The 24742-nt window shown below is 65.3% G+C and carries 23 protein-coding genes; 14 read left to right on the top strand and 9 right to left on the bottom strand.

Annotated features, from left to right (window positions below; translation table 11 throughout):
- Positions 1 to 4: 4 nt before the first annotated feature.
- The 3 genes from lolA to ACTG4X_RS08860 form a co-directional block, all read right to left on the bottom strand.
- A complete protein-coding gene (gene lolA, locus ACTG4X_RS08870) occupies positions 5 to 637 on the bottom strand; it encodes an outer membrane lipoprotein chaperone LolA (RefSeq protein WP_093172343.1) in 633 nt (210 codons plus the stop codon).
- Positions 638 to 793: 156 nt separating this feature from the next.
- Positions 794 to 3229, bottom strand: a complete 2436-nt coding sequence (locus tag ACTG4X_RS08865; protein ID WP_093048978.1) for a DNA translocase FtsK — start codon at positions 3227 to 3229, stop codon at positions 794 to 796.
- Between the two features lie 100 nt (positions 3230 to 3329).
- Entirely contained in the window at positions 3330 to 4004 is a 675-nt protein-coding gene (locus ACTG4X_RS08860; RefSeq protein ID WP_093048975.1) for a Crp/Fnr family transcriptional regulator, read from the bottom strand.
- Between the two features lie 180 nt (positions 4005 to 4184).
- Between ACTG4X_RS08860 and trxB the strand changes: the two genes are divergently transcribed.
- From trxB to rpmG, 3 genes are all read left to right on the top strand, one after another.
- Positions 4185 to 5144 carry a thioredoxin-disulfide reductase gene (trxB, locus tag ACTG4X_RS08855; RefSeq protein ID WP_093075748.1) on the top strand — a complete coding sequence of 320 codons (960 nt, stop codon included), beginning with the start codon at positions 4185 to 4187 and terminating at the stop codon, positions 5142 to 5144.
- Positions 5145 to 5316: 172 nt separating this feature from the next.
- Complete coding sequence (gene rpmB / locus ACTG4X_RS08850; protein WP_007830293.1) at positions 5317 to 5550, top strand: 50S ribosomal protein L28; 234 nt, start codon at positions 5317 to 5319, stop codon at positions 5548 to 5550.
- A gap of 11 nt (positions 5551 to 5561) precedes the next feature.
- On the top strand, positions 5562 to 5735 hold the full coding sequence (gene rpmG / locus ACTG4X_RS08845) for a 50S ribosomal protein L33 (RefSeq protein ID WP_007830291.1): 174 nt from the start codon (positions 5562 to 5564) through the stop codon (positions 5733 to 5735).
- A gap of 135 nt (positions 5736 to 5870) precedes the next feature.
- On the opposite strand, the gene ACTG4X_RS08840 is transcribed toward rpmG, so the two are convergent.
- From ACTG4X_RS08840 to ACTG4X_RS08830, 3 genes are all read right to left on the bottom strand, one after another.
- Positions 5871 to 7085 carry a DesA family fatty acid desaturase gene (locus tag ACTG4X_RS08840; RefSeq protein WP_093048969.1) on the bottom strand — a complete coding sequence of 405 codons (1215 nt, stop codon included), beginning with the start codon at positions 7083 to 7085 and terminating at the stop codon, positions 5871 to 5873.
- 132 nt (positions 7086 to 7217) lie between these two features.
- Complete coding sequence (locus tag ACTG4X_RS08835) at positions 7218 to 8489, bottom strand: RsmB/NOP family class I SAM-dependent RNA methyltransferase (protein WP_440533635.1); 1272 nt, start codon at positions 8487 to 8489, stop codon at positions 7218 to 7220.
- Positions 8490 to 8531: 42 nt separating this feature from the next.
- Entirely contained in the window at positions 8532 to 10385 is a 1854-nt protein-coding gene (locus tag ACTG4X_RS08830) for a M48 family metallopeptidase (protein WP_093075750.1), read from the bottom strand.
- A 50-nt stretch (positions 10386 to 10435) separates the two neighbouring features.
- On the opposite strand from ACTG4X_RS08830, the gene ACTG4X_RS08825 reads away from it, so the two are divergent.
- Positions 10436 to 10669, top strand: a complete 234-nt coding sequence (locus tag ACTG4X_RS08825) for a DUF1653 domain-containing protein (protein ID WP_440533634.1) — start codon at positions 10436 to 10438, stop codon at positions 10667 to 10669.
- A 69-nt stretch (positions 10670 to 10738) separates the two neighbouring features.
- On the opposite strand, the gene ACTG4X_RS08820 is transcribed toward ACTG4X_RS08825, so the two are convergent.
- Together ACTG4X_RS08820 and purN are read right to left on the bottom strand one after the other, a co-directional pair.
- Positions 10739 to 11053 (bottom strand): I78 family peptidase inhibitor, encoded by a 315-nt coding sequence (locus ACTG4X_RS08820; RefSeq protein ID WP_093048957.1) that lies wholly within the window; start codon positions 11051 to 11053, stop codon positions 10739 to 10741.
- Positions 11054 to 11090: 37 nt separating this feature from the next.
- Complete coding sequence (purN, locus tag ACTG4X_RS08815) at positions 11091 to 11687, bottom strand: phosphoribosylglycinamide formyltransferase (RefSeq protein WP_093048954.1); 597 nt, start codon at positions 11685 to 11687, stop codon at positions 11091 to 11093.
- A gap of 132 nt (positions 11688 to 11819) precedes the next feature.
- Here purN and ACTG4X_RS08810 point away from each other — a divergent pair, with 132 nt between their 5' ends.
- The 4 genes from ACTG4X_RS08810 to ACTG4X_RS08795 all read left to right on the top strand — a co-directional run bounded on the left by ACTG4X_RS08810 (position 11820) and on the right by ACTG4X_RS08795 (position 16391).
- Positions 11820 to 13001, top strand: coding sequence for an acyl-CoA dehydrogenase family protein (locus ACTG4X_RS08810; protein ID WP_093048951.1), 1182 nt, complete (start codon positions 11820 to 11822; stop codon positions 12999 to 13001).
- Positions 13002 to 13013: 12 nt separating this feature from the next.
- Positions 13014 to 14129 (top strand): acyl-CoA dehydrogenase family protein, encoded by a 1116-nt coding sequence (locus tag ACTG4X_RS08805; protein ID WP_440533633.1) that lies wholly within the window; start codon positions 13014 to 13016, stop codon positions 14127 to 14129.
- Between the two features lie 95 nt (positions 14130 to 14224).
- Entirely contained in the window at positions 14225 to 15589 is a 1365-nt protein-coding gene (locus tag ACTG4X_RS08800) for an alpha/beta fold hydrolase (RefSeq protein WP_440533632.1), read from the top strand.
- 13 nt (positions 15590 to 15602) lie between these two features.
- The gene (locus ACTG4X_RS08795) at positions 15603 to 16391 is read left to right on the top strand and encodes an enoyl-CoA hydratase (RefSeq protein ID WP_440533631.1); all 789 of its coding nucleotides are present in this window, start codon (positions 15603 to 15605) and stop codon (positions 16389 to 16391) included.
- 2 nt (positions 16392 to 16393) lie between these two features.
- Here ACTG4X_RS08795 and ACTG4X_RS08790 read toward each other — a convergent pair whose 3' ends face one another.
- Entirely contained in the window at positions 16394 to 16954 is a 561-nt protein-coding gene (locus ACTG4X_RS08790) for an HNH endonuclease (protein ID WP_093048940.1), read from the bottom strand.
- A 166-nt stretch (positions 16955 to 17120) separates the two neighbouring features.
- Between ACTG4X_RS08790 and ACTG4X_RS08785 the strand changes: the two genes are divergently transcribed.
- From ACTG4X_RS08785 to ACTG4X_RS08760, 6 genes are all read left to right on the top strand, one after another.
- Positions 17121 to 18158 (top strand): bifunctional riboflavin kinase/FAD synthetase, encoded by a 1038-nt coding sequence (locus ACTG4X_RS08785; protein WP_440533630.1) that lies wholly within the window; start codon positions 17121 to 17123, stop codon positions 18156 to 18158.
- 122 nt (positions 18159 to 18280) lie between these two features.
- Positions 18281 to 21130 (top strand): isoleucine--tRNA ligase, encoded by a 2850-nt coding sequence (gene ileS / locus ACTG4X_RS08780; RefSeq protein WP_093050340.1) that lies wholly within the window; start codon positions 18281 to 18283, stop codon positions 21128 to 21130.
- Entirely contained in the window at positions 21130 to 21645 is a 516-nt protein-coding gene (gene lspA, locus ACTG4X_RS08775) for a signal peptidase II (RefSeq protein WP_093048934.1), read from the top strand. Before ileS ends, lspA begins: the two co-directional genes overlap by 1 nt.
- A 148-nt stretch (positions 21646 to 21793) precedes the next feature.
- On the top strand, positions 21794 to 22819 hold the full coding sequence (locus ACTG4X_RS08770) for a LacI family DNA-binding transcriptional regulator (RefSeq protein ID WP_440533629.1): 1026 nt from the start codon (positions 21794 to 21796) through the stop codon (positions 22817 to 22819).
- A gap of 46 nt (positions 22820 to 22865) precedes the next feature.
- A complete protein-coding gene (locus ACTG4X_RS08765) occupies positions 22866 to 23876 on the top strand; it encodes an ABC transporter substrate-binding protein (RefSeq protein WP_440533628.1) in 1011 nt (336 codons plus the stop codon).
- A gap of 16 nt (positions 23877 to 23892) precedes the next feature.
- Positions 23893 to 24732, top strand: coding sequence for an ABC transporter permease (locus tag ACTG4X_RS08760; protein WP_093048924.1), 840 nt, complete (start codon positions 23893 to 23895; stop codon positions 24730 to 24732).
- The last annotated feature ends 10 nt before the right edge of the window (positions 24733 to 24742 follow it).

Raw genomic sequence — 24742 nt, 5'->3', positions numbered from 1 at the left:
TGGCTTATTGCTTGACGACGTCCGCGCCGGCCGGCGGCTTGAAGTCGAACACGCTGGCCGGCAAAGAGGGGTTCACCTCGACCTTGCTGAACTTGAGCACCGAGCGTTGGCCGAAGCTGTCGAGGATTTCAAGCGCCGCCAGCGCATCGCCCTGGAAGCCGACCTGCACGCTCTGCAGTTGGCCGTCCTTGTTCTTCGGCGTTGCCTTGACCCACTGCAGGCCGTCGCGCTCCGGCGCGGCTTCGAGCGTGAAATCGGCCTGCAAGGCTCGCAGATCGGGTGCGGCGGCAATCAGCGCCGCGGGCGTGGAGCCCAGCGCCTGCGCCTGCGCGCGCTGCGTGACCTGGTTCAGGTCGGCGTCGTAGAGCCACAGCGTCTTGCCGTCGGCCACGATGTTCTGCGCAAAGGGCTTCTGGTAGTCGAACTTGAATTTGCCGGGGCGCTGGAATTCGAAGGTGCCGGTCGATGTCTTGGTGCGGCCCGGTTGCCCTTCGCGTGCCGGGGCGGTCACGGTCTGGGTGAAATCGGCGCGGCCGGATTTGACCGTCTTCACGAAGGTTTCAAGGCTTTCGAGCCCGCCGGCCCAGGCGTTGGCGGAACTCAGGAGGCCGATCAATAGCCAATGACGCAATTTCAATTTGGATTCCTCTGAATAGCTGTGGCACTGGGCTTCGACCCTACCCGCCGCGAATTGCGGCAGGTGTAGGCCTTGATGAAGATTTGCAATGCTGAAAGGCGCTTTTGCAAATTGCCTTTCAGCACGTAACCTGAATTTCGAAAGCCCTGCGGCGAATTACTCCGCTGCGCGTGCCGGCACCAGGATTTCTCGCTGGCCGCTGCCGCTCATGGCGCTGACGAGGCCGGCCTTCTCCATGTCTTCGACAAGGCGCGCGGCGCGGTTGTAGCCGATCTTCAGGTGACGCTGCACCAGCGAGATGCTGGCCTTGCGGTTCTTGAGCACGACCTCGACCGCCTGGTCGTACATCGGGTCTTTCTCGCCATCGCTGCCACCCAGCAGGTCGCCTTCACCATCACCATCGACCGTGCCGCCTTCGAGCACGCCCTCGATATAGTCGGGCTCGCCCTGGCTCTTGAGGTAGGCCACCACGCGGTGCACTTCCTCGTCGCTCACGAAGGCGCCGTGCACGCGGATCGGCAGGCCCGTGCCGCTGGGCATGTAGAGCATGTCGCCCATGCCGAGCAGCGCTTCGGCGCCCATCTGGTCGAGGATGGTGCGGCTGTCGATCTTGCTCGACACTTGGAAGGCGATGCGGGTAGGGATGTTGGCCTTGATGAGGCCGGTGATCACGTCGACGCTCGGGCGCTGCGTGGCAAGAATGAGGTGAATGCCGGCGGCTCGCGCCTTCTGCGCGAGGCGGGCGATCAGCTCTTCGATCTTCTTGCCGACCACCATCATCAGGTCGGCCAGCTCGTCGATCACGACGACGATGTGCGGCTCACGCTTGAGCGGCTCCGGATCGTCGGGCGTGAGGCTGAAGGGGTTGTAGATGAACTCCTCGCGCGCCTTGGCTTCATCGATCTTGGTGTTGTAGCCGGCCAGGTTGCGCACGCCGAGCTTGCTCATGAGCTTGTAGCGGCGCTCCATCTCGGCCACGCACCAGTTCAGGCCATGGGCCGCCTGTCGCATGTCGGTGACCACGGGCGCCAGCAGGTGCGGGATGCCTTCGTAGACCGACATTTCGAGCATCTTCGGGTCGATCATGAGCAGGCGAACGTCGCGTGCCTCGGCCTTGTAGAGCAGCGAAAGAATCATCGCGTTGATACCGACCGACTTGCCCGAACCGGTGGTACCAGCCACCAGCACGTGCGGCATCTTCGCGAGGTCGGCCACCACAGGGTTGCCGATGATGTCCTTGCCGAGGCCCATGGTGAGCATCGACTTGCCTTCGTTGTAGATCTGCGAGCCCAGGATTTCGCTGAGCTTGATCGACTGGCGCTTGGCGTTCGGCAGTTCGAGCGCCATGTAGTTCTTGCCCGGAATGGTTTCGACCACGCGGATCGACACCAGCGAAAGCGAACGCGCCAGGTCCTTGGCCAAGCCAAGAATCTGCGAGCCCTTGACGCCGGTGGCGGGCTCGATTTCGTAGCGGGTGATCACCGGGCCGGGCGAGGCCAGTACCACGCGCACCTCGACGCCGAAGTCCTTGAGCTTCTTCTCGATCATGCGCGAGGTCATCTCGAGGGTGTCGGCCGAAACCGTTTCCTGGCGCGTCTGCGCGGCATCGAGCAGGTCGACCTGAGGCAACTTGCTGTCGGGCAGTTCCTTGAAGAGCGGCTTCTGGCGCTCCTTGACGACGCGATCGCTCCTGGGCACCTCGGTCATCGCGGGCTCGATCTGCACCGGCGGCGAAGGGGGACGGCGCTTGGGGCGCGGCTCGATGCGGATTTCTTCTTCGTCGTCGTCGAAGGCGCCGGACGACGGCGCCAGCGAGGGCTCAGAGCGACCCTGATCGCCACCGCGCGTGAATGCCGGTTCGTCAGCCTCGGCACGCTCGCGGGCGGCCTGCTTGCCCATGGCGATGTCGGCGGCCAGTTCACGCTTCTCGCGACGCGACTCGAACAGCGAGTAGGCGCGCGCGCCGATGCGCTCGGCGATCAGGCTCCACGAGAAGCGGAACACCAGCGCCGAGCCGATCACGCCGCCTGCGATGGCCACCAGCGCCGAACCAGTGAAGCCCATCCAGCGCACGCTGGCCGGACCCACGAGGTAGCCCAGTGCGCCACCACCAGAGCCCGGCAGGTGGGCTTCAAGCCGGTACAGGCGCGACCATTCGAGCACGGTGCTCGCACACAGCAGCAGGATGAGGCCGAACCAGAAGGCGAGACGGCTGCGGTTGAAGCGACCGCGCGGCGCCGGTTGTTCGCCGGACGACGGCTCGCCGCCGCGCAGCCAGTTTGCCAGCGACGACAGCCAGGCGCGCAGCCCGGCGAATAGGCACCACCAGACGGAATAGCCTGCAACGTAGTAGCTGCCATCGGCCAGCCAGGCGCCAATGCGGCCGCCCCAGTTCTTGATTTCGCCCCCGGTGCCCGAAGTCGACCAGGCGGCATCGGAAGGCGTGAAGCTCAGCATTGCGAGCAGCCAGAACAACAGCGCTGCGAATCCTGCGATCAGCGTGATTTCGTGAGCGAAGCGCATCGCGCGCATGCGCACGGGTTGCCCCTCGGCAGCAGAAGAAGATTGAAGCGTATTGAGCGAATAGGTCATGAAAAACACGGCACCCGGCCCGGGAAATCAGGGGCCGGAGGCACGAACACTACAACAAAAGGCCGGGACCGCCGGTAACGGCGGGCCCGGCCCCGGAGGCTCAAGCCAGTGACAGGAGCCGTTCCTTGACGATCATCGATCCGTCATCCATGGTCTGCACGAAACCGCGCTCTTCGAGATCCTTCATCACGCGGCTCACCATTTCGCGTGAGGCACCGACCATCTTGGCCAGGTCCTGGCGGGAGATCTTGTCGCGCACCTTGAGATTGCCGGCACCGTCGTCGATGGCGAATTCGAGCAGCGAGCGGGCCACGCGTCCGTAGACATCCATCAACGCCAGCGACTCGATCTTGCGGTCGGCATGGCGCAGGCGCTGCACCAGGCCGCGCATGATGTTGTAGGCCATCGAGGAGTTCTCGGGCAGGCAACGCGCGAAGGCGTCGCGGCCCAGCATGAGCACATCGCACTGGATTTCGGTGCGCACGGTGGCCGAGTGCGGCTCGTCGTCGATCAGGCTCATCTCGCCCAGGTAGTCGCCGGGATGCAGCGTGGCAAGGATGACCTCGCGCCCACGGCTGTCGGCGCTGGTGACGCGTGCGCGCCCGGTCAGGATGATGTACAGCGCATCGGACTTCTTGCCCTGCTCCACGACGACTTCTGCGCGCTTGAAGCGCTTCTTGATAATCGCGTCCGCGATGCTGGCGGACTGCGTGGCCGTCAGCGACGCGAACAAAGGAACGCGCCGAAGCAATTCGAGGTTGGACAGCATCGACATTTATCAATCCCTGAGACAGCGCACGGAGCGACCCAGAGGGCAAGCCAATGGATTACTACAATCGCGCGCATTGAAAACACCGTTCACCCGGTGTTGAACCGGGCAGTGATACTCCATATATATCGCTACCACCCTGAAAATGTACACGCTGACGCAGCGCATATCCTAGGTTTTCTACCCATGTCCGCTTCCCAACACGCCAAGGTTTTGATTCTCGGCTCCGGTCCAGCCGGCTATACCGCCGCCGTCTACGCAGCCCGCGCAAACCTTCAGCCCCTGCTCATCACTGGCATCGCCCAGGGCGGGCAATTGATGACCACGACCGAGGTCGATAACTGGCCGGCCGACGTTCATGGCGTGCAGGGCCCCGACCTGATGCAGCGCTTCCTGGAGCACGCCGAACGCTTCAAGACGCAGATCGTGTTCGACCACATCAACAAGGTCGACCTGAGCAAGCGCCCCTTCACCCTCACCGGCGACAGCGGCACCTACACCTGCGACTCGCTGATCATCGCCACGGGTGCTTCCGCGAAGTATCTGGGCCTCGATTCCGAACAGAAGTTCATGGGCCGCGGCGTCTCCGCATGCGCGACCTGCGACGGCTTCTTCTACCGCGAGCAGGAGGTCTGCGTGATCGGCGGCGGCAACACGGCCGTTGAAGAGGCACTCTATCTCGCCAACATCGCGAACAAGGTGACGCTGGTCCATCGCCGGGACAAGTTCCGCGCCGAACCCATCCTGATCGACAAGGTCAAGGAGAAGGTCGCCGAAGGCAAGATCGTGCTGAAGCTGCACAACGAACTCGACCAGGTGCTAGGCGACGACTCGGGCGTGACGGGCATCCGGATCAAGAACACGCAAACCGGCGCTACCGAGCAGATCGACCTCAAGGGCTGCTTCATCGCCATCGGACATCACCCCAACACCGACATCTTCCAGGGCCAACTGGAGATGAAGGACAACTACATCCTGACCCGCTCGGGCCTGCAGGGTTTTGCCACGATGACCAGCATTCCGGGCGTCTTTGCCGCCGGCGACGTGCAGGACAACGTGTACCGCCAGGCCATCACGAGCGCTGGTACCGGCTGCATGGCGGCACTCGACGCCCAGCGCTTCCTGGAGCAGGACGGCACCCTGTAGCCAATGCGGCCCCCAAAAGGGCTATAATCCGAGGCTTTGCCGAAACAGGGCTCTCTCACGAGCCGCGGCAAAGTCGGGGTACCGCCACCCGTTTCTGGCGAGGTCAAGCTGCAAAACACCCTGCAATCGCCCTGATTGCGCCGGTGCCAGCTGTTCAAGAAAGAGTGTCCTCATGGCACGCGTATGCGACGTAACGGGCAAAGGCCCGATGGTCGGAAACAACGTTTCCCACGCCAACAACAAAACCAAGCGCCGGTTCCTGCCGAACCTGCAATACCGCCGTTTCTGGGTCGAGACTGAAAACCGCTGGGTTCGCCTGCGTGTTTCGAGCGCTGCACTGCGCCTGATCGACAAGAACGGCATCGACGCCGTGCTCGCAGACCTGCGCGCACGCGGCCAAGCTTAAGGAGCTGAAACATGGCAACGAGCAAAGGCGGACGCGAAAAGATCAAGCTGGAATCCACCGCGGGTACCGGCCACTTCTACACGACCAGCAAGAACAAGAAGACGATGCCTGAAAAGATGTCGATCATGAAGTTCGACCCGAAGGCGCGCAAGCACGTCGAATACAAGGAAATCAAGCTGAAGTAATTCGGCTCCGGTTTTCCCAATAAAAACCCGCTGCTAACCCAGCGGGTTTTTTGTTGCCCGTCGATTTGCAATGCAAGAACGGCGGACACAAAAAAGCCGACCCTGGGGTCGGCTTTTTCATTGAGCGCGGAACCGTCAGGCGCGGGCAGCGCGCAGGCGGGTCGAGAAGTCGCGCAGCCCGGCAATGCCGCTGGCTTCCGCCCGATGGCACCAGGCCGCCAGATCGGCCGCCAGCTGCTCGCGCGATTGCGAGGTGTTCAGCCACAGCTGACGCAGCTCTTCGCGCATCGTGACCATCTTGTCGAGCACCGGGTGGGCAGCGCGGGCCTGCACGACATGCGAGCGAGCCGAAGCAGGCACCTTGTCGTCGTCGCGGTGCAGCCAGCGCTTGGCGGCCTTGAGCACCGACAGGTCGGCACCCTTGGTCTTCAACGCATCCAGTTCCTGGCTGGTGGCGCGGCGCATTTCGCGCGCATAGCCGGCCATGACCTCATAGCGGTTGGCGATGACAGCCTCGAGCGTTTTCTCGTTGGCCACGGGCTGGATGTCGCCCATCAACATCTTCGGCGGCACCTTCTTGACCTTGGCCCAGCCGAGCTTCTGGAGCGCCTGGATGTAGATCCAGCCGATGTCGAACTCGTACTTCTTGACCGAGAACTTGGCCGAAGTCGGGTAGGTGTGGTGGTTGTTGTGCAGCTCTTCGCCGCCGATGATCAGGCCCCAGGGCATGATGTTGCGGCTGGCGTCGGGCGCCTCGAAGTTGCGATAGCCCCAGTAGTGACCAATGCCGTTGATAACGCCGGCAGCGGTGATGGGAATCCAGAGCATCTGCACAGCCCACACGGCCATGCCGAGCGTGCCGAACAGCGCCAGGTTGATCACCAGCATCAGGCCCACACCTTGCCAGCTGTAGCGCGAATACAGGTTGCGCTCGATCCAGTCATCGGGCGTGCCGTGACCGTAGCGCTCCATCGTTTCCTTGTTCTTCGACTCGGCGCGATACAGCTCGGCGCCGCGCCAGAGCACTTCGTCGATGCCCTTGACCTGCGGGCTGTGCGGGTCGTCCTGCGTTTCGCACTTGGCGTGGTGCTTGCGGTGAATGGCGACCCATTCCTTCGTCACCATGCCGGTGCCGAGCCACAGCCAGAAGCGGAAGAAATGCGACGGGATCGGGCCCAGATCCATGGCCCGGTGCGTTTGCGTGCGGTGCAGGAAGATCGTGACCGCGGCAATCGTGATGTGCGTGGTGACGAGCGTGTACAGCACGACTTGCCACCATGCGATGTCCCACAGGCCGTGTCCGAGCCATTGGATGGCCGCGTTCAAAACGGCGGAGTCAGGAAGCAACATTGAGTCAGGTACTCCATGGCCACACGAAGGTGCAGCCTTCAGATAACCCGCGATTTTAAAGCGGCAGGCCTAAAACAAAGCCTTTAAACCTTCAAGAAAAGCGCAGATTAACCCTAGTTTGGAGTCCCGCCCCTATTTGCGGTTCCACACCGCGGCAAAGAAACCGTCGGTCGAATGGCGGTGCGGCCACAGGCGCAGGTAGCGCTTTGCGCCCTCCCCGCCGGCGCAAAGCGCCTCGAAACCTTCGATTTTCAGGCCCTGCAGCAATTCCGCCACATCCACGGGCACGAAATCGGGATTGGCGGCGCCGAAGGCCTCCGCAATCGCCTCGTTTTCTTCCGGCAGCACGCTGCAGGTGGCGTAAACCAGACGGCCGCCCGATTTCACGAGCCGCGCCGCGCTTTGCAGGATGGCGGTCTGCTTGACCGTCAATTCCTCGACCGACTTGACCGATTGGCGCCATTTCAGGTCAGGATTGCGCCGCAGCGTGCCCAACCCCGAGCAGGGCGCATCGACCAGCACGCGGTCGATCTTGCCCGCCAGGCGCTTGATACGGTCGTCGCGCTCATGGGCAATGGCGGCCGGATGAACGTTCGACAGCTTGCTGCGCGCCAGCCGCGGCTTGAGCGCGTCGAGCCGGTGCGCCGACGTGTCGAAGGCATACAGCCGGCCGGTGTTGCGCATCGTCGCGCCAATGGCCAGCGTCTTGCCGCCCGCGCCAGCGCAAAAATCGACCACCATCTCGCCGCGCTTGGCATCCAGCAGCAGCGCCAGCAACTGCGAGCCCTCGTCCTGCACCTCGATGGCGCCACGGACAAAGGCATCCAGCTTGGTCAGCGCCGGCTTGCCGTCGATGCGCAAGCCCCAGGGCGAGAACGGAGTCGCTTCCGCTTTGATAGCAGCCTTGGCAAGCTCAGCCTTCACATCCGCGCGCTTGTCGGTCAGCGCGTTGACGCGCAGATCGAGCGGCGCAGGCTGTTGCAGGGCTTCGACCAGCGGCCAGAAACCATCGCCCAGTTGCGCCTTCAGCGGGGCCACCAGCCACTCGGGCAGGTTGTGGCGATGACGCTCCAGCAGATCATCCGGCTTGACGGCGTCGCAGTTGTCGAGCCAGCGCTTCTCGGTGTCGTTGAGAGCGCTCTTCAAAAAGTCGCGCGGGCCGTGAAAGCCCAGGATCGCCATGCGGCGCTCCTTCGAGCCACTGCCCGAGGGCGAGAGGTGGTCGAACAGCAGCTTCTTGCGAAGCACGGTGTAGACGGTTTCGGCAAGCGTCGCGCGCTCGCGCGGACCGAACTCGCGGTGGTCGCGGAAGAACCGCGAAACGACCTGGTCGGCCGGGTGATCGAATTTCAGGACAAGGCCGACCAGATCGGCGGTGGCCTCCAACAGGGCTTTGGGGTGCATCCCCCGATTGTCTCAGCCGCCGCCCTGTCCGCCCCCGAAGGGCTATGCGCCGCGCGTCCAGACCGCCCCGAAGGCTTCCCGTTCGATGTCTTCCAGCTTCGGCGAATGACCAGCCCACAGCACCAGCGCAGCCCCCGGCAGCGTGAGGGTCTGTTCCAGCTGGCGACACAGGTTCCAGCGGTCTTCGTCGTCGAGCCCCGGCAGTTCGACGAACACGATGTAGGCACGGCGCCACGGGAATTCGCGCAAGTTCTTGCGCACCAGCCAGGCCCGCGAGGCGGGCAGGCAACGCACGAGGTCAGCCCGCAGTTCGCCCAGCTCGTAGTCGTTGAGGTCGTGCCGCGAGATCTGGCTGAAAAACGGCGTGCCGGTGATCTCTTCCCAGGCGCGCTCCTCGGCCTCTTCTGCTTCCTTGAGGCGGCCTCGCCACAACTTCAGCGCCTCTTCATCGTGCGGGCCCGCGTCTGGATCTTCGAGCGAGGCCACGGCGCTCCTGGCCGCCCACCACCGGCTGGCCGCGCCGGAGCCATGCAAGCGCTCGAGCACGGCAAGGCGCGCCTCGCGATCGCTCGCGGGCAGCATCTGGGCCAGTCCCCGCAGCGCGCCGGGATGCTCCGGCGCGATCTGCAGGGCGCTCTCGTAGCGCAAGCGCACAGGAGCTGCCGGGTCAAGCCGCCGCTCGGAATCGGCCCATTCGACCATCTCGTCCGGCGTGTTGCGCTCGCCTCGCGCGGCCAGCACCGCGATGCGCTCGCGGATGCGCGCCCGGTGCGCGTGGTGCTGCTTCCAGTCGGCGGCATGGGCGCGGCGCCACTGGCTGTCGAAATACTCGATCCACTTCTTGCGGTCGGCCAGCAATTCGAGCGCCGGACGCATCGACCACTCGGGCATGGCCGCCTTCTGGCCGAGCGCCTCCAGGCGGTCCCGCAAGACCGGGTGGGTGTCCTCCAGGTCGCTGACGCGGCGCATCGCCTCGCGCAACGCCTGGCGCGCGAAGTCGTCGCCGGGCGGCGTGCGCACGCGCTTGCGCAGGGCCGCGAACGGGCCCGGCGGCTGCGGCTCGTGCTCGGCGCGAGCCCAGTGCCACGGCCAGAATTCGTTGGCGTACCAATTGCCCTTGATCGCGATCTCGGTCAGCGCGGCCGCCGCCACGGAACTGCCCAGCAGCCGGCCCGAGATGCGGTCGGCCTCGTACTCGTCCTGGCGGGCCAGCGCGAAAGTCTTGGCCGCGAAGCGCGGGAAGTACCAGCGGAAGAAGGCCTGCGAGAACAGCGCCATCACGCCTTCGTTGCGCTGCAGGTTGGCGTCGAGCTTGAGCCACGACAGCCGGGTGCGGTAGATCCACGCGCTCAGCTTGCCGTGGTTGCCGCGGAGGTGGCCGTACTCGTGCGCCAGCACCGACAGAAGCCGCCGCCGGTCGAGCATCATCAAGAGCGGCAGGCCGATGCTCAGCGAGTTGACCGCGCCGCCGAACAGCCCGAAGCGCGGCACCTGCCGGATGCTGGCGTTGAATTCGTCGTCGAGATAGACATGGTGGACCGGCGGCCCCTTGATCTTGCTGCGAATGCGGTCCAGCGCCTCGAAGAGTGCCGGCGCGTCTTCCCGATGGAGCTCGATGCCCTCAGGCTCGTCGAAGCGCACCCAGAGCGCACGCAACGTGGCCCACAGCAGGCCCGCGGCGAACAGCAGCAGCCAGCCCCGTGTGAAGTTGAATCGCACCTCCCCGATCGAGGAGAGCACCCAGACGATGAGGCCCACCGAGAGCCCGAGGCAGCCCAGCACCCACAGGTAGCCGAGCGCGGCAAAGGCCGCGACGCTGCGTCGATAGCGCGCACTGTCGTCCGCACTGGCATGCTCGCTCAGTCGAACCAGGTGAACAAAATCAGCGCGATCCATCCGACTCCCGTCAAATCAAGCCCCGACAGTTTTTGAAGAAAGAAGCCCCGTTGAACGACGAAGACCTCCCTCCCCTGATCGAAACGCCCCTCGGCCGCTACCGCCATTACAAGGGCGGCGAATACGAAGTGCTCGGCACCGTGCGCCATAGCGAGACGCTGGAGCCGATGACGCTGTACCGCGCCCTGTATGGCGCCCATGGCCTCTGGGTCCGGCCAGCCGCCATGTTCAGCGAAACCGTCGAGATTGACGGCGTGCCCCGGCGAAGATTTATTCCGATCTAGCCAGCCAGGCTGCGCACGCCCGTCCTGACTCAAAAGATTGCTACCTTTTCAGTAGCAATCCGCATTCCATCAACCGCAGCGGACGTCCGTTACGCGCCCGCGGGCGTCGACATCGAGATTGAGCCGTCCACCATTGAGTTCCATCGTGGCCGCATCGCCAGGCTTCAGCACTCGCACGATTCCGGCGCCCGAGCGCACGCGGGCGGCGGCTTCGAGCTGGGGCGTCAGCGGCTGGCCTACGGCAAAGCGGGCGCCATCTGCGTTGCATTGGTAGACCGGTTCAGGCGGCGGCGCAGGTGCCGGGGCGGGCGCGGGCGCCGGAGCGGCACAGCCCGCCATCAGGGCAGCGCCGGCAACGGCCAACAGCAACGATTTGGTTTTCACTTTCTGGACTCCCGAAAACCCGCGAATATAAACAACTTTAAGGTTTGTGACTCAATGTATCTGACAACCATCCGGCGATGGCACGCGGATACAACAGATGTTCCTGCGCCAGGACTCGCCCGGCCAGGGTGGCGGCGGTGTCATCGGGCAGCACCGGCACGACGGCCTGCGCCAGGATCGGCCCGTGGTCGAGTTCGGTGGTCACCTGGTGGACCGTCACGCCCGCCACCTTGCAGCCCGCCTCTATGGCGCGCTGGTGCGTATGGAGCCCCGGGAACGCCGGCAGCAGCGAGGGATGGATGTTCACCAGCCGACCTGCATAGCGGCCGACGAAGCCCGGCGTCAGGATGCGCATGAAACCCGCCAGCACCACCAGCGCTGGCGCATAGCCGTCGATCACCTTCGCCAGCGCCTCGTCGAAGGCCTCGCGGGAGGCGAAATCCTTGTGCGGGACCACCGCGGTGTCGATGCCGTGGGCCTTGGCGATCGCCAGCCCGCCGGCCTCGGCCTTGTTGCTCACTACTGCGGCAATGCGAGCGCCGAAACGCTCGGCCCAGCGGTCGCGCTCGGCGGCGCGCACGATGGCCGCCATGTTGGAGCCGCCGCCGGAGATCAGGATCACGATGTTCTTCATGGGAGGCGGGATTATCCGTGGCGCGTGTCTTGTCGCCGCGCGGACACCGATTCACAGCACGACCGTGCTAAAACTCGCAGTTCCGGAGACACACCGCGTCTGCGGTGAACCGATCAACACAGCGAGGCACGCATGGATTTGAGCTTCACACCCGAAGAACAGAAGTTCCGCGAAGAGGTTCGCGCCTGGGTCAAAGAAAACCTCCCCAAGGAGATTTCGCACAAGGTGCACAACGCGCTCGAACTGACGCGCGACGATCTGCAAGGCTGGGCCAAGATCCTCGGCAAGAAGGGCTGGCTGGGCTACGGCTGGCCCACCGAGTTCGGCGGCCCGGGCTGGACCGCCGTCCAGCGCCATCTGTTCGAGGAAGAAACCGCCCTCGCCGGCGCACCGCGCATCGTCCCGTTCGGCCCCGTGATGGTCGCACCGGTGATCATGGCCTTCGGCAATGCCGAGCAGCAAAAGCGCTTCCTCCCTGGCATCGCCAGCGGCGAAGTCTGGTGGAGCCAGGGCTACAGCGAACCCGGTTCGGGCTCCGACCTGGCGTCTGTCAAGACAAAGGCCGAGCGCAAAGGCGACAAGTACATCGTCAACGGCCAGAAGACCTGGACCACGCTCGGCCAGTACGGCGACTGGATGTTCAACCTCGTGCGCACCAGCAACGAAGGCAAGCCCCAGACCGGCATCAGCTTCCTGCTGCTCGACATGAAGTCGCCCGGCGTCACCGTGCGCCCGATCAAGCTGCTCGACGGCGGCCATGAAGTGAACGAAGTGTTCTTCGACAACGTCGAAGTGCCCGCCGAGAACCTGATCGGCGAAGAGAACAAGGGCTGGACCTACGCCAAGCACCTGCTCTCGCACGAACGCACCAACATCGCCGACGTGAACCGCGCCAAGCGCGAGCTCGAGCGCTTGAAGCGCATCGCCAGGAGCGAAGGCGTCTACGAAGACCATCGCTTCCGCGACGAGATCGCCAAGCTAGAAGTCGACATCGTCGCACTCGAGATGATGGTGCTGCGCGTGCTCTCCGCCGCCACCTCGGGCAAGAACTCGCTCGACGTGGCCGGCCTGCTCAAGATCCGCGGCAGCGAGATCCAGCAGCGCTACAGCGAACTGATGATGCTGGCCGGCGGCCCCTATTCGCTGCCGCTGATCCGCGAAGCGATGGAAGCCGGCTGGCAAGGCAACTTCCCGGGCGGCAACCCGGCGCTCGCGCCGCTGACGTCGACCTTCTTCAACATGCGCAAGACCACCATCTACGGTGGCTCGAACGAAGTGCAACGCAACATCGTCGCGCAGACGGTTCTGGGCTGAGGAGACACGCACATGGATTTCAATTTTTCCGACGACCAGGAACAACTGCGCGACGCCGTTCGCAAGTGGGTCGACAAGGGCTATGACTTCGAGCGCCGCCGCGGCATCGAGGCCAAGGGTGGCTTCTCTCGCGAGGCCTGGGACGAACTGGCCGAGCTCGGCCTGGGCGGCCTCTACATCAGCGAGGACGACGGCGGCCTGGGCATGGGCCCGGTGGCCGGCATGGTCGTCATGGAAGAGCTGGGCCGCGGCATCGTGCTGGAGCCCTTCGCGCAGACGCTGATCGCCGGTGCCGTGCTCAGCGGCTATGCCGCTGCCGACACCAAGGACAGCTGGCTGCCGCGCATCGCGGGCGGCCAGGCCATCGTGGTGCTGGCGTACCAGGAACGCAAGGCACGCTACCGCCTCGACGTGTGCGACGCGCACGCAGCAAAGACCGGCACCGGCTGGTCGCTGAACGGCGCCAAGAGCGTGGTGCCCGTGGGCGACGAAGCCGACGCTTATCTCGTGCCCGCCAAGGTCGACGGCAAGATCGCCCTCTTCCTGGTCGAGCGCAGCGCCAGCGGTGTCGAAGCCCGCGGCTACGGCACGCAGGACGGCGCCCGTGCCGCCGAAGTGGTGTTCGACAAGGCCGACGCCACGCTGGTCACACTCGACGGCCTGGCCGCGCTCGAGTACGCCGTGGACGTCGGCATTGCCGCCACCTGCGCCGAAGCCGTCGGCGTGATGGACAAGACCGTGGCCGTCACCATCGACTACATGAACCAGCGCAAGCAGTTCGGCGTGGCCATCTCCACCTTCCAGGCGCTGCGCCACCGCGTCGCCGACATGAAGATGCAGCTCGAACTCGCGCGCTCGATGAGCTACTACGCGACGCTCAAGCTCAACGCCCCGGCCGACGAGCGCCGCCAGGCGCTGGCCCGCGCCAAGTACCAGCTCGGCGTGTCGATGCGCTATGTGGCCGCCAACTCGGTGCAGCTGCACGGCGGTATCGGTGTGACCGACGAATACATCGGCAGCCACTACTTCCGCAAGCTCACGCAGATGGAAATGACCTTCGGCGACACGCTGCACCATCTGGGTGAAGTGTCGGCCCGCATGCAGGACACGGCTGGCGTCTTCGCCTGACGGACTTTTTCCCCTAGCATCCAACGCCCGCCCGCCTTCGCGCCGGCGGGCGTTTTCACTTGGAACCCAGAACTCCAGGAACCCAGGAACGAAACATGCAATCCCGCCGCACCCTTCTTCTTGCCATGGCCGTCACAGGGACAGCCGCCACAGCCATGCTGACCGCCTGCGCCACCTCCCCTACGCCTTCGTACACCGAGCGCCCACCCATCGTGTTCATGCACGGCAACGGCGACTCGGCCGCGCTCTGGCAGACGACGATATGGCGCTTCGAGTCGAACGGCTGGCCGCGCGACCGGCTCTTCACGGTCGACCAACCCAATCCGGTCGCGCGCGACGACGACGCCGTGGCCCAGCCCGGGCGCAGTTCGACCGGCGAGTCGGCGGTGTTCCTCAAGGCTGAAGTCGACAAGGTGCTGAAGGTGACGGGCGCCAGCAAGGTCGTGCTGATCGGCAACTCGCGTGGCGGCAACACCATCCGGAACTACGTGCAGAACGGCGGCGGCGCAGCAGTCGTGAGCCACGTTGTGCTGGGCGGCAATCCGGCGCACGGCATCTGGGCGGTGAAGGGCTTCCGCGAGAACAACGAGTTCTCGGGGCTGTCAGGTTTCATGCAGCAGCTCAATGCGCCGAAAGGAGCGAACGGCGAAGAAGTCACGCCGGGCGTGAAATGGATGACCCTGCGCTCCGACAACAACGACAAGTACGCACAGCCCGACGGCGTGTGGATCGGCGCGCCCGGCAAGCCGACCAACATCGGCTTCGACGGGCCGGCGCTCAAGGGCGCGACCAACATCGTGCTGCCGCGTGTCGACCACCGGGAGACTTCGTTTTCGCCCGCCGCATTCGCTGCGACGTGGCAATTCCTGACCGGGCAGGCGCCGCGCAGCACGGATGTCGCGGCGGAGGCAGATGTGGTGCTCAACGGCCGTGCGATCGGCGCGGAAAACCTTTCTCTGAACGGTGCGAAGGTGACCGTGTACGCCATCGACCCAGCTACTGGCGCGCGACTCGGCGAAGCCGTCTTCACCAAGTCAGTCGGCGCCGATGGTCGCTGGGGCCCTTTCAAGGCGCGCGGCGACGCAGCCTACGAGTTCGTCCTGGCCACGCCCAGCTACGGCACCACGCACATCTACCGCAGCCCGTTCCCGCGCAGCAGCAGCGTCGTGAACCTGCGGCCGGAGCGCGTCATACCCGCCGACAACGGGGCCAGTGCCGTCGTCGTGTTCACGCGCCCGCGCGGCTACTTCGACGCACAGCGCGACACCATGCGCTTCGATGGCAAGAGCCCGCCGGCCGGCGTGCCGCCGAAGGGGTCGGGCGTGTCGACATCGCGGCTGCGCATCGAGGGCGGCGGCGCGCCGCGCGCTGTGAGCGGCGAATTCAATGGCGAGCGCATCACGGGCCTGACCTGGCCGGCCGCGAGCGAACACACGACCGTGCTCGAGCTGACCTACTGAGGCACAGGCGGCCATGACCGACACGGACACCCCCTTCGTCCTGCAGGCGCGCGACGAGCGCGGCGTGGTCACGCTGACGCTGAACCGGCCGGCGTCGTTCAACGCACTCTCGGAAGGCATGCTGGGCGCGCTTGAACAGGCGCTCGGCGAGATCGCGGCCGACGAGACCGTGCGCGCCGTCGTCATCGCGGCTGCTGGCAAGGCTTTCTGCGCCGGCCATGACCTGAAGGAAATGCGCGCCGAGCCCTCGCTCGACTACTACCAGCAGCTGTTCGAACGCTGCGGCGCGATGATGCTGTCGATCCAGAAGCTGCCAGTGCCGGTGATCGCGCGCGTGCACGGCATCGCGACGGCGGCAGGCTGCCAGCTGGTCGCGGTCTGCGACCTGGCTGTGGCGTCGAGCGAGGCGCGCTTTGCGGTCAGCGGCGTGAACGTGGGGCTGTTCTGCGCCACGCCGAGCGTCACGCTCTCGCGCAACCTCGGCCGCAAGGAAGCCTTCGAGATGCTGGTGACGGGTGAATTCATCAGCGCGCAGGAAGCGCGCGAAAAGGGGCTGGTCAACCGGGTGGCACCGCCCGGAGAACTCGACGCTGCGGTCGAGACGCTGGTGGCCAGCATCGTTGCCAAGCCCCGCCAGGCGCTCGCTTTGGGCAAAGCCCTGTTCTACCGCCAACTGGAAACCGGCATCGAGGCCGCGCTGGCCGACGCCAGCCAGACCATGGCCTGCAACATGATGGACGAGAGCGCGCTGGAAGGCGTTCAGGCCTTCATCGAGAAGCGCCCGCCCGACTGGAAGCGCTGAAGCTAGGTGTCGTGCAGCCGCGAGCTTTGCGGCAGGTGCGCCATCAGGAACTCCATCTGGTCGGCGAGGATTCGCCTGTTTCGCAGAATGAAATCTTCCCAGAGGCTGGGCACGTAGGGCGCGTACAGCAGCGGCATGTTCGCCTGTTCGGGCGTGCGGCTGCTCTTGCGGTGGTTGCACGGCTTGCAGGCCGTGACCACGTTCATCCAGGTGTCGATGCCCTTCTGGGCGAACGGAATGATGTGCTCGCGCGTGAGCTCGTCTTCGTGGAAATGCCCGCCGCAGTACGCGCAGATGTTGCGGTCGCGCGAAAACAACTTGCTGTTGGTGAGCCCGGGCCGCTGCGCGAAGGGGTTGATGCGTGGCACGCCCTTGGTGCCGATGATGCTGTTGATCGCAATCTGCGACTGCTCGCCCGTGATCGCGTTGTGGCCGCCACGGAACACCGCCACCTGCGCGCCCACTTCCCAGCGAACTTCGTCCGCCGCATAGTGGATCACCGCCTGTTCCAGCGAAATCCATGACTGGGGCAGCCCTTGGGCCGACAGCTTCAAGACCTTCACACACGCCTCCTCGAAAAGTGAGAGAACACGGAAAGACCAGGGACACGGAGCGCATTGAAGACCGACGCCAATCAACGCACTACGTCACAATATACCGGCTTTGTGACAAATCGGCCTGATTCGCCCATTTGACGGGCGAAAGGCGCTATCAAAAAGATACTCACCAATGCAGGTTTTTCGCGGCTTCCGGCACCCGGGCGTAGCTCCTGCCTGCGCCCTCACCATTGGCAATTTCGACGGCGTGCACCGTGGCCACCAGGCCATGCTCGCGCTCTTGCAGACCGAGGCCCGCCAGCGCGGGCTGCCGAGTTGCGTGCTCACCTTCGAGCCCCACCCGCGCGACTATTTCGCCGCCATCACCAAGAAACCCGACCTTGCGCCGGCACGCATCGGCACGCTGCGAGACAAGCTCAGCGAGCTGGCTGCCTGCGGCGTGGCGCAGACCATCGTGCTGCCATTCGACGGCAGGCTGGCCTCCCGGTCGCCCGAGGAATTCATCCAGGAGGTGCTGGTCGACGGCCTGGGCGCGCGCTACGTGCTGGTGGGCGACGATTTCCGTTTCGGCGCCAAGCGGGCCGGCGACTACGCCATGCTCGATGCGGCCGGCGATGCCCGCGGCTTCGACGTGGCACGCATGAACAGCTACGAAGTGCACGGCCTGCGGGTTTCGAGTTCCGCCGTGCGCGAAGCGCTGGCCGAAGGCCGCATGGCCGACGCCCAGACACTGCTCGGGCGGCCGTACACCATCTCCGGCCACGTGGTCCATGGCCGCAAGCTCGGCCGGGCGCTAGGCGCCTCGGCACCGGGCAAGGACGACGGTTTTCGCACCCTCAACCTGCGCTTCAAGCACTGGAAGCCGGCCGCCAGCGGCATCTTCGCGGTGCTGGTGCACGGCCTGGCTAACCAGCCGCTGCCGGGCGTGGCGAACCTCGGCGTGCGCCCCTCGCTGGACGCCAACGACGTCAACGCCGGGCGTGTTTTGCTGGAGACCCATTGCCTGGAGTGGCCCTCCCATCTGGGCGCCGAAGGGGCCTACGGTAAAATCGTCCGCGTGGAACTTCTGCACAAACTGCACGACGAATTGCGCTACACCAGCCTCGAGGCCCTCACTGCGGGCATCGCGAAGGATGGCCGCGACGCGCGCGCGTTCTTTGCATCGACCCACGCCGAAACCCACCGCCAGACCACGCGCGACCGAATTTAGCCCTGCACGCACCGTGCTGCCGCCCTTCGACAAGCTCAGGGCGAACGGCTTTACCTCCCGCACCGACACGCTTCATGCAGTTCGGGCTGAGCCTGTCGAAGCCCCCTGTTTCGCACCCCAACATGTCTGACGCTGCTTCCCCCAAAGATTACCGTTCCACGCTGAACCTGCCCGACACCCCCTTCCCGATGCGCGGCGACCTGCCCAAGCGCGAACCGGGCTGGGTGAAGGAATGGAACGACGAAGGCCGCTACCACCGCCTGCGCGACGCTCGCCACGGCGCGCCCAAGTTCATCCTGCACGACGGCCCGCCGTACGCCAACGGCCAGATCCACATGGGCCATGCGGTGAACAAGATCCTGAAGGACATGATCACCAAGGCGCGCCAGCTCGAAGGCTACGACGCGCTCTACGTGCCCGGCTGGGACTGCCATGGCCTGCCGATCGAGAACGCCATCGAAAAGCAGTACGGCCGCAACCTGAGCCGCGACGAGATGCAGGCCAAGAGCCGCGCCTTCGCCACCGAGCAGATCGCCCAGCAGATGGTCGATTTCCAGCGCCTGGGCGTGCTGGGCGAGTGGGACCATCCCTACAAGACGATGGACTTCGCCAATGAAGCCGGCGAGCTGCGCGCGTTCAAGCGCGTGATCGAGCGTGGTTTTGTCTATCGCGGCCTGAAGCCGGTGTACTGGTGCTTCGACTGTGGCTCCTCGCTGGCCGAGTTCGAAATCGAATATGCCGACAAGAAGAGCCAGACCGTCGACGTGGCCTTCAAGGCGCACGAGCGCGAGAAGGTGCTCAAGGCCTTCGGCACCGACCACACGATCCTCGGCGACGTCTTCGCCGTGATCTGGACCACCACCGCGTGGACCATCCCGGCCAACCAGGCGATCAACCTGAACCCCGACCTCGAGTACTCGCTGGTCGACACCGAGCGCGGCCTGCTGATCCTTGCCAACTCGCTGGTCGAGATGTGCATGACGCGCTATGCGCTCGACGGCAAGGTGCTGGCCACGGTCAAGGGCGAGAAGCTCGGCGGCCTCGAATTCGAGCACCCGCTGTACGACGTGGATGCCGGCTACAAGCGCCTGTCGCCCGTGTACCTGGCCGACTACGCCACCGCCACCGACGGCACGGGCCTGGTGCACTCCTCGCCCGCCTACGGCGTGGACGACTTCAACTCCTGCATCGCCCACGGAGTGGCGTACGACGACATCCTGAACCCGGTGCAAGGCAACGGCAGCTACGCGGCCGACTTCCCGCTGTTCGGCGGCCAGAACATCTGGAAGGCCGTGCCGGAAATCATCGCCGCGCTGCGCGACGCCAACCGTGTGCTGACAAGCGAGACCATCACCCACAGCTACCCGCACTGCTGGCGCCACAAGACGCCGGTGATCTACCGCGCCGCGGCGCAGTGGTTCATCCGCATGGACGAAGGCGAAGGCGTGTTCACCAAGGACAAGGCGCCCAAGACGCTGCGCCAGACCGCGCTCGACGCCATCGAGCAGACCAGCTTCTATCCGGAGAACGGCAAGGCGCGCCTGCACGACATGATCGCCGGGCGTCCCGACTGGTGCATCAGCCGCCAGCGCAGCTGGGGCGTGCCGATCCCGTTCTTCCTGCACAAGGATTCGGGTGAACTGCATCCGCGCACGATGGAGATCATCGACCAGGCCGCCGACATCGTCGAAAAGGGCGGCATCGAGGCCTGGAGCCGCGCCACAGTCGAAGAGATCCTCGGTGCCGAAGACGCGCCACACTACACGAAGAGCACCGACATCCTCGAAGTGTGGTTCGACTCGGGCTCGACCTTCTCCCACGTGCTGCGCGGCACGCACCCCGCCGTGCACCACGACACGGGGCCTGAAGCCGACCTGTACCTCGAAGGCCACGACCAGCATCGCGGGTGGTTCCACTCGTCGCTGCTGATCGCCTGCGCGCTGGAAGACCGCGCGCCGTACCGGGGCCTGCTGACGCACGGCTTCACGGTCGATGCCAAGGGCATCAAGATGAGCAAGTCGCTCAAGAACGGCATCGATCCGCAGGAAATCAGCAACAAGCTGGGTTCGGAAATCATCCGCCTGTGGGTGGCCGCGAGCGACTATTCGGGCGACATCGCTGGCGACGACAAGATCCTGGCGCGCGTGGTCGATGCGTACCGCCGCATCCGCAACACGCTGCGCTTCCTGCTCGCGAACACGAGCGACTTCGACGCTGGCAAAGATGCGGTGCCGCTCGACCAGCTGTTCGAGATCGACCGCTATGCGCTGTCGCGCGCGGCGCAGTTCCAGGCCGAGATCCTCGCGCACTACAAGGTGTACGAGTTCCACCCGGTGGTGGCCAAGCTGCAGATCTACTGCTCGGAAGACCTGGGCGGCTTCTACCTCGACATCCTGAAGGACCGGCTCTACACGACGGCCCCGGGCTCGCTGGCTCGCCGCAGCGCTCAAACGGCGCTGTGGCACATCTCGCAAGCCATGCTGCGCTGGATGGCGCCGTTCCTCAGCTTCACAGCCGAGGAAGCCTGGAAGTTCGTGAGCACCGGCAAGCCGGGCGAATCGATCTTCGCGCAAACCTACAGCCAGTTCGCCGCGCCCGACGAAGCCCTGCTCGCCAAGTGGAGCCGCATCCGCGAGATCCGCGATGCGGTGAACAAGGACATCGAAGCGGTGCGTGCCGAAGGCAAGGTCGGCTCGTCGCTGCAGGCCAATCTGCAGCTGACGGCGCCTGCCGACGACTTCGCGCTGCTGGGCTCGCTGGGCGATGACCTGAAGTTCGTCTTCATCACCTCGGCCATTGCACTGGCCGCCGGTGAAGCGCTGTCGACGGTGGTGACGCCGAGCGCCGCGCAGAAGTGCGAGCGCTGCTGGCACTACCGCGACGACGTGGGCCACGATGCGGCACACCCGACGATCTGCGGGCGCTGCACGAGCAACCTGTTCGGCGCCGGCGAATCACGGAGCGTTGCCTGATGGCCGCCACCCGCTCCATGTCTTCTGCATCGCGTTCGCGCGGCGGCAGCATCTGGCCGTGGCTCGGGCTGGCGGTGATCATCGTGATCATCGACCAGTTCACCAAGACGCTGATCCTGGGCTACTACAAGCTCGGCGACGCGACCTACGTGACGAGCTTCTTCAACGTCGTGCGCGCGCACAACACGGGGGCCGCCTTTTCATTCCTCGCGGATCACTCGGGATGGCAGCGCTGGCTGTTCACGATCATCGGCGTGGCGGCTGCGGTGTTCATCGTGTGGATGCTGAAGTCGCACGCGGGGCAGAAGCTGTTTTCGTTCGCCATGGCCTGCATCCTGGGCGGGGCCATCGGGAACGTGGTCGACCGGATGATGCACGGCTATGTCGTCGACTTTCTGAGCTTTCATGCTGGGAACTGGTACTTCCCGGCTTTCAATGCTGCGGACAGTGCGATCACGCTTGGGGCGATCTGTCTGATCCTGGATGAGATCCGGCGGGTTCGTCGGGGTAAGTAAGTTTTCTCAGGGGCCCGATGGGCCCCTTCTTCTTTGGGTCCGCGCCCACCCTCACAAAGCCCCCTCGGGTTTCTCCCGCCTTCTTCCGATGTCATAACAAAGTCATACTGCTGCAGTTCAATGTAATCGATTACATGAACACCGCACGATGAGCATTCAAGCCGTTGCAGCCAAAGCCGGGGTCTCCGTGGCCACCGTCTCGCGCGCCTTCAACTTTCCCGGCAAGGTGACGCCTGCCACGCGCGAGCTGGTGGAGCGTGTGGCGCGCGAACTCAACTACGTGCCGAATGCCAGCGCGCGCACCTTGCGCACCCAGCGCAGCCGTGTGCTCGGCGTGGTGCTGCCCACGCTGCTGAACCCGACCTTCGCCGAGTGCCTGCAAGGCATTGCGCGCGCAGCCGTCGCGGGTGGCTACGCGATCATTCCCGTCACCACGGGCTACAAGCTCGACGAAGAAGAGCGTGCCGTTCATCTGCTGCTGGCAGGCAATGTCGACGGGCTGATCCTCGTGGTGTCGAACCCCTCCACTTCGGCTGCCCTGCTCCGCCTGCAGGCAGCCGGCGCGCCCTATGTGCTCGCCTACAACCGGCACCCGGACCACCCTTGCGTATCGGTCGACAGCGAAGGCGCGGTGGCCGACGCGGTCACGCGCCTCGTGCTGCTGGGCCACCGCCGCATCGCCATGGTCAGCGGCACGCTCGCCGCGTCGGACCGAGCGCAGCAGCGCTACCGCGGCTACCTGAAGGGCATGGCCGAAGCCGGGCTCGCCGCACCCGCGCTTATCGAAGTGTCCTTCGTCGAAACGGCCGTCGATGCGCTCTCCAGCCAGCTGCAGGCGCGCAACCGCCCCACCGCGCTGATCTGCTCCAACGACCTGCTGGCCATTCGCAGCATCCGCGCCGCGCACCTCAGCGGCCTGTCGGTGCCCGGCGACCTCAGCGTCGTCGGCTTCGACGGCATTGCGCTCGGTGAAGACCTCACGCCTGCGCTTACCACCATCACCCAACCCAACAGCGACATCGGCCGCCACAGCGTAGAGCTGCTGATCCAGGCCATGGCCAGCGGCGCCACGCTGCAGGCCGATGCGAGCCTGCTGCTTCCCCATGCCTTCCGAGACGGCGAGTCGTGCGCTTCGGTGCACGAAGACAACAACGCCGCCATTTCACGACCCTGACCACTTCTCGTTCTTTGCCTACATCCATCCAAGGAGCTTCTTCATCATGTCTCTTCGCTTCCACCGCATGGCCCGCCTCGGCCTGCTCGCCGCCACGCTCGTCGCCGGCAGCGCCATGGCGCAGACCGCCATTTGCTACAACTGCCCGACCGAATGGGCCGACTGGGGCACGCAGCTGAAGGCCATCAAGGCCAGGACCGGCGTCACCGTGCCGCCCGACAACAAGAACTCGGGCCAGTCGCTCGCCCAGATGGCGGCCGAGAAGGCCAGCCCCGTGGCCGACGTCACCTACCTCGGCGTGACCTTTGCGGTGCAGGCAGCCAAGGACGGCCTGGTCGAGCCCTACAAGCCAGCCGCCTGGAAAGACATTTCCGACGGCCTGAAGGACCCGGCCGGCAACTGGTTCACCATCCACTCGGGCACGCTCGGCTTCATGGTCAACGTCGATGCGCTCAAGGGCAAGCCGATTCCGAAGTCGTGGGCCGACCTGCTCAAGCCCGAATACAAGGGCCTGATCGGCTACCTCGACCCCGCCTCGGCCTTCGTCGGTTACGTCGGCGCGGTCGCGGTGAACGAAGCGCGCGGCGGCACGCTCGACAACTTCAAGCCGGCCATCGACTACTTCAAGGCGCTGCAGAAGAACGAGCCCATCGTGCCGAAGCAGACCTCGTACGCGCGCGTGCTGTCGGGCGAAATCGCGATCCTGCTCGACTACGACTTCAACGCCTACCGCGCCAAGTACAAGGACAAGGCCAACGTCGCCTTCGTGATCCCGAGCGAAGGCACGCTGGCAGTGCCCTACGTGATGAGCCTGGTCGCCAAGGCCCCGCACGCGGCCGACGCGAAGAAGGTGCTCGACTTCACTCTGTCCGACGAAGGCCAGGCGATCTGGGCCAAGGCCTACCTGCGGCCGGTGCGCGCCAATGCGATGCCCAAGGACATCGAGGCGCAGTTCCTGCCTGCGAGCGAATACGCCCGCGCCAAGAGCGTGGACTACGGCCGCATGGCCGCAGCGCAGCGCGCTTTCTCCGACGAGTACCTGAAGGAAGTCCGCTGAGCGGACGCCACGCGCGATGACGCAAGCCACCCTCTCCAACGCTTCCAACGCCTGGAACCCGCGCTGGCGCCTGCTGGCCTGCGTCGCGCCCGCGGCCGCCTTCTTCGCGGCCTTCTGGCTGCTGCCGGTGGTGCGCCTGCTCACGCTGCCGGCCGACAAAGGCTGGGCCACCTACTTCGCGGTGCTGACCGATGCGCGCTACCTCACGAGCATGGCCAACACGGTCGCGCTCTCCGTGGCCGTGACGCTGGCCACGCTGGTGCTGGGCGCGGCCGTCGGCATCTACCTGGCGCGCCATGCCTTTATCGGCAAGCGTGTGCTGCTGTCGCTGCTCACGCTGCCGCTGTCGTTTCCGGGCGTGATCATCGGTTTCTTCGTGATCCTGCTGGGCGGGCGGCAAGGCGTGGTGGCCGACATCGGCGACAGCCTGTTCGGCGAGCGCATCACCTTCGCCTACGGCCTGCTCGGGCTGTTCCTGGCGTACCTGTATTTCTCGCTGCCGCGCGCCATTGCTACCTATGCAGCGGCGGCCGAGTCGATGAACACGCAGCTCGAAGAAGCCGCGCGTTCGCTCGGCGCCTCGCGGCTACGCGTGGCGCGCGACGTGTGGATGCCCGAACTCGCGCCCACCACGCTGGCCTGCGGCGCGATCCTGTTCGCCACCTCGATGGGCGCCTTCGGCACGGCCTTCACGCTGGCCAGCAAGTTCGAGGTGATCCCGATCACCATCTACAACGAGTTCACCAACTACGCCAACTTCGCGCTCGCCGCGTCGCTGTCGATCTCGCTGGGCATCGTGACCTGGCTGGTGCTGTTCGTGGCGCGCCGCTTCGGCGCGAACCCCGTCGCACGTTGAGACCCACGCA

It is taken from the genome of Variovorax sp. YR566 (assembly GCF_051992195.1).
In the GTDB taxonomy this organism is placed as follows: domain Bacteria; phylum Pseudomonadota; class Gammaproteobacteria; order Burkholderiales; family Burkholderiaceae_C; genus Variovorax.
This window is presented reverse-complemented; position numbering and strand designations above follow the sequence as displayed.

Coding starts and splice junctions, on each gene's coding strand:
- ACTG4X_RS08830 (WP_093075750.1), bottom strand. CDS start 10,385: ATGGATCGCGCTGATTTTGTTCACCTGGTTCGACTGAGCGAGCATGCC.
- rpmB (WP_007830293.1), top strand. CDS start 5,317: ATGGCACGCGTATGCGACGTAACGGGCAAAGGCCCGATGGTCGGAAAC.
- ACTG4X_RS08800 (WP_440533632.1), top strand. CDS start 14,225: ATGCAATCCCGCCGCACCCTTCTTCTTGCCATGGCCGTCACAGGGACA.
- ACTG4X_RS08785 (WP_440533630.1), top strand. CDS start 17,121: ATGCAGGTTTTTCGCGGCTTCCGGCACCCGGGCGTAGCTCCTGCCTGC.
- ACTG4X_RS08835 (WP_440533635.1), bottom strand. CDS start 8,489: ATGCACCCCAAAGCCCTGTTGGAGGCCACCGCCGATCTGGTCGGCCTT.
- ACTG4X_RS08770 (WP_440533629.1), top strand. CDS start 21,794: ATGAGCATTCAAGCCGTTGCAGCCAAAGCCGGGGTCTCCGTGGCCACC.
- purN (WP_093048954.1), bottom strand. CDS start 11,687: ATGAAGAACATCGTGATCCTGATCTCCGGCGGCGGCTCCAACATGGCG.
- ileS (WP_093050340.1), top strand. CDS start 18,281: ATGTCTGACGCTGCTTCCCCCAAAGATTACCGTTCCACGCTGAACCTG.
- ACTG4X_RS08865 (WP_093048978.1), bottom strand. CDS start 3,229: ATGACCTATTCGCTCAATACGCTTCAATCTTCTTCTGCTGCCGAGGGG.
- lspA (WP_093048934.1), top strand. CDS start 21,130: ATGGCCGCCACCCGCTCCATGTCTTCTGCATCGCGTTCGCGCGGCGGC.
- rpmG (WP_007830291.1), top strand. CDS start 5,562: ATGGCAACGAGCAAAGGCGGACGCGAAAAGATCAAGCTGGAATCCACC.
- ACTG4X_RS08760 (WP_093048924.1), top strand. CDS start 23,893: ATGACGCAAGCCACCCTCTCCAACGCTTCCAACGCCTGGAACCCGCGC.
- ACTG4X_RS08810 (WP_093048951.1), top strand. CDS start 11,820: ATGGATTTGAGCTTCACACCCGAAGAACAGAAGTTCCGCGAAGAGGTT.
- ACTG4X_RS08765 (WP_440533628.1), top strand. CDS start 22,866: ATGTCTCTTCGCTTCCACCGCATGGCCCGCCTCGGCCTGCTCGCCGCC.
- ACTG4X_RS08860 (WP_093048975.1), bottom strand. CDS start 4,004: ATGTCGATGCTGTCCAACCTCGAATTGCTTCGGCGCGTTCCTTTGTTC.
- ACTG4X_RS08805 (WP_440533633.1), top strand. CDS start 13,014: ATGGATTTCAATTTTTCCGACGACCAGGAACAACTGCGCGACGCCGTT.
- trxB (WP_093075748.1), top strand. CDS start 4,185: ATGTCCGCTTCCCAACACGCCAAGGTTTTGATTCTCGGCTCCGGTCCA.
- ACTG4X_RS08840 (WP_093048969.1), bottom strand. CDS start 7,085: ATGTTGCTTCCTGACTCCGCCGTTTTGAACGCGGCCATCCAATGGCTC.
- ACTG4X_RS08795 (WP_440533631.1), top strand. CDS start 15,603: ATGACCGACACGGACACCCCCTTCGTCCTGCAGGCGCGCGACGAGCGC.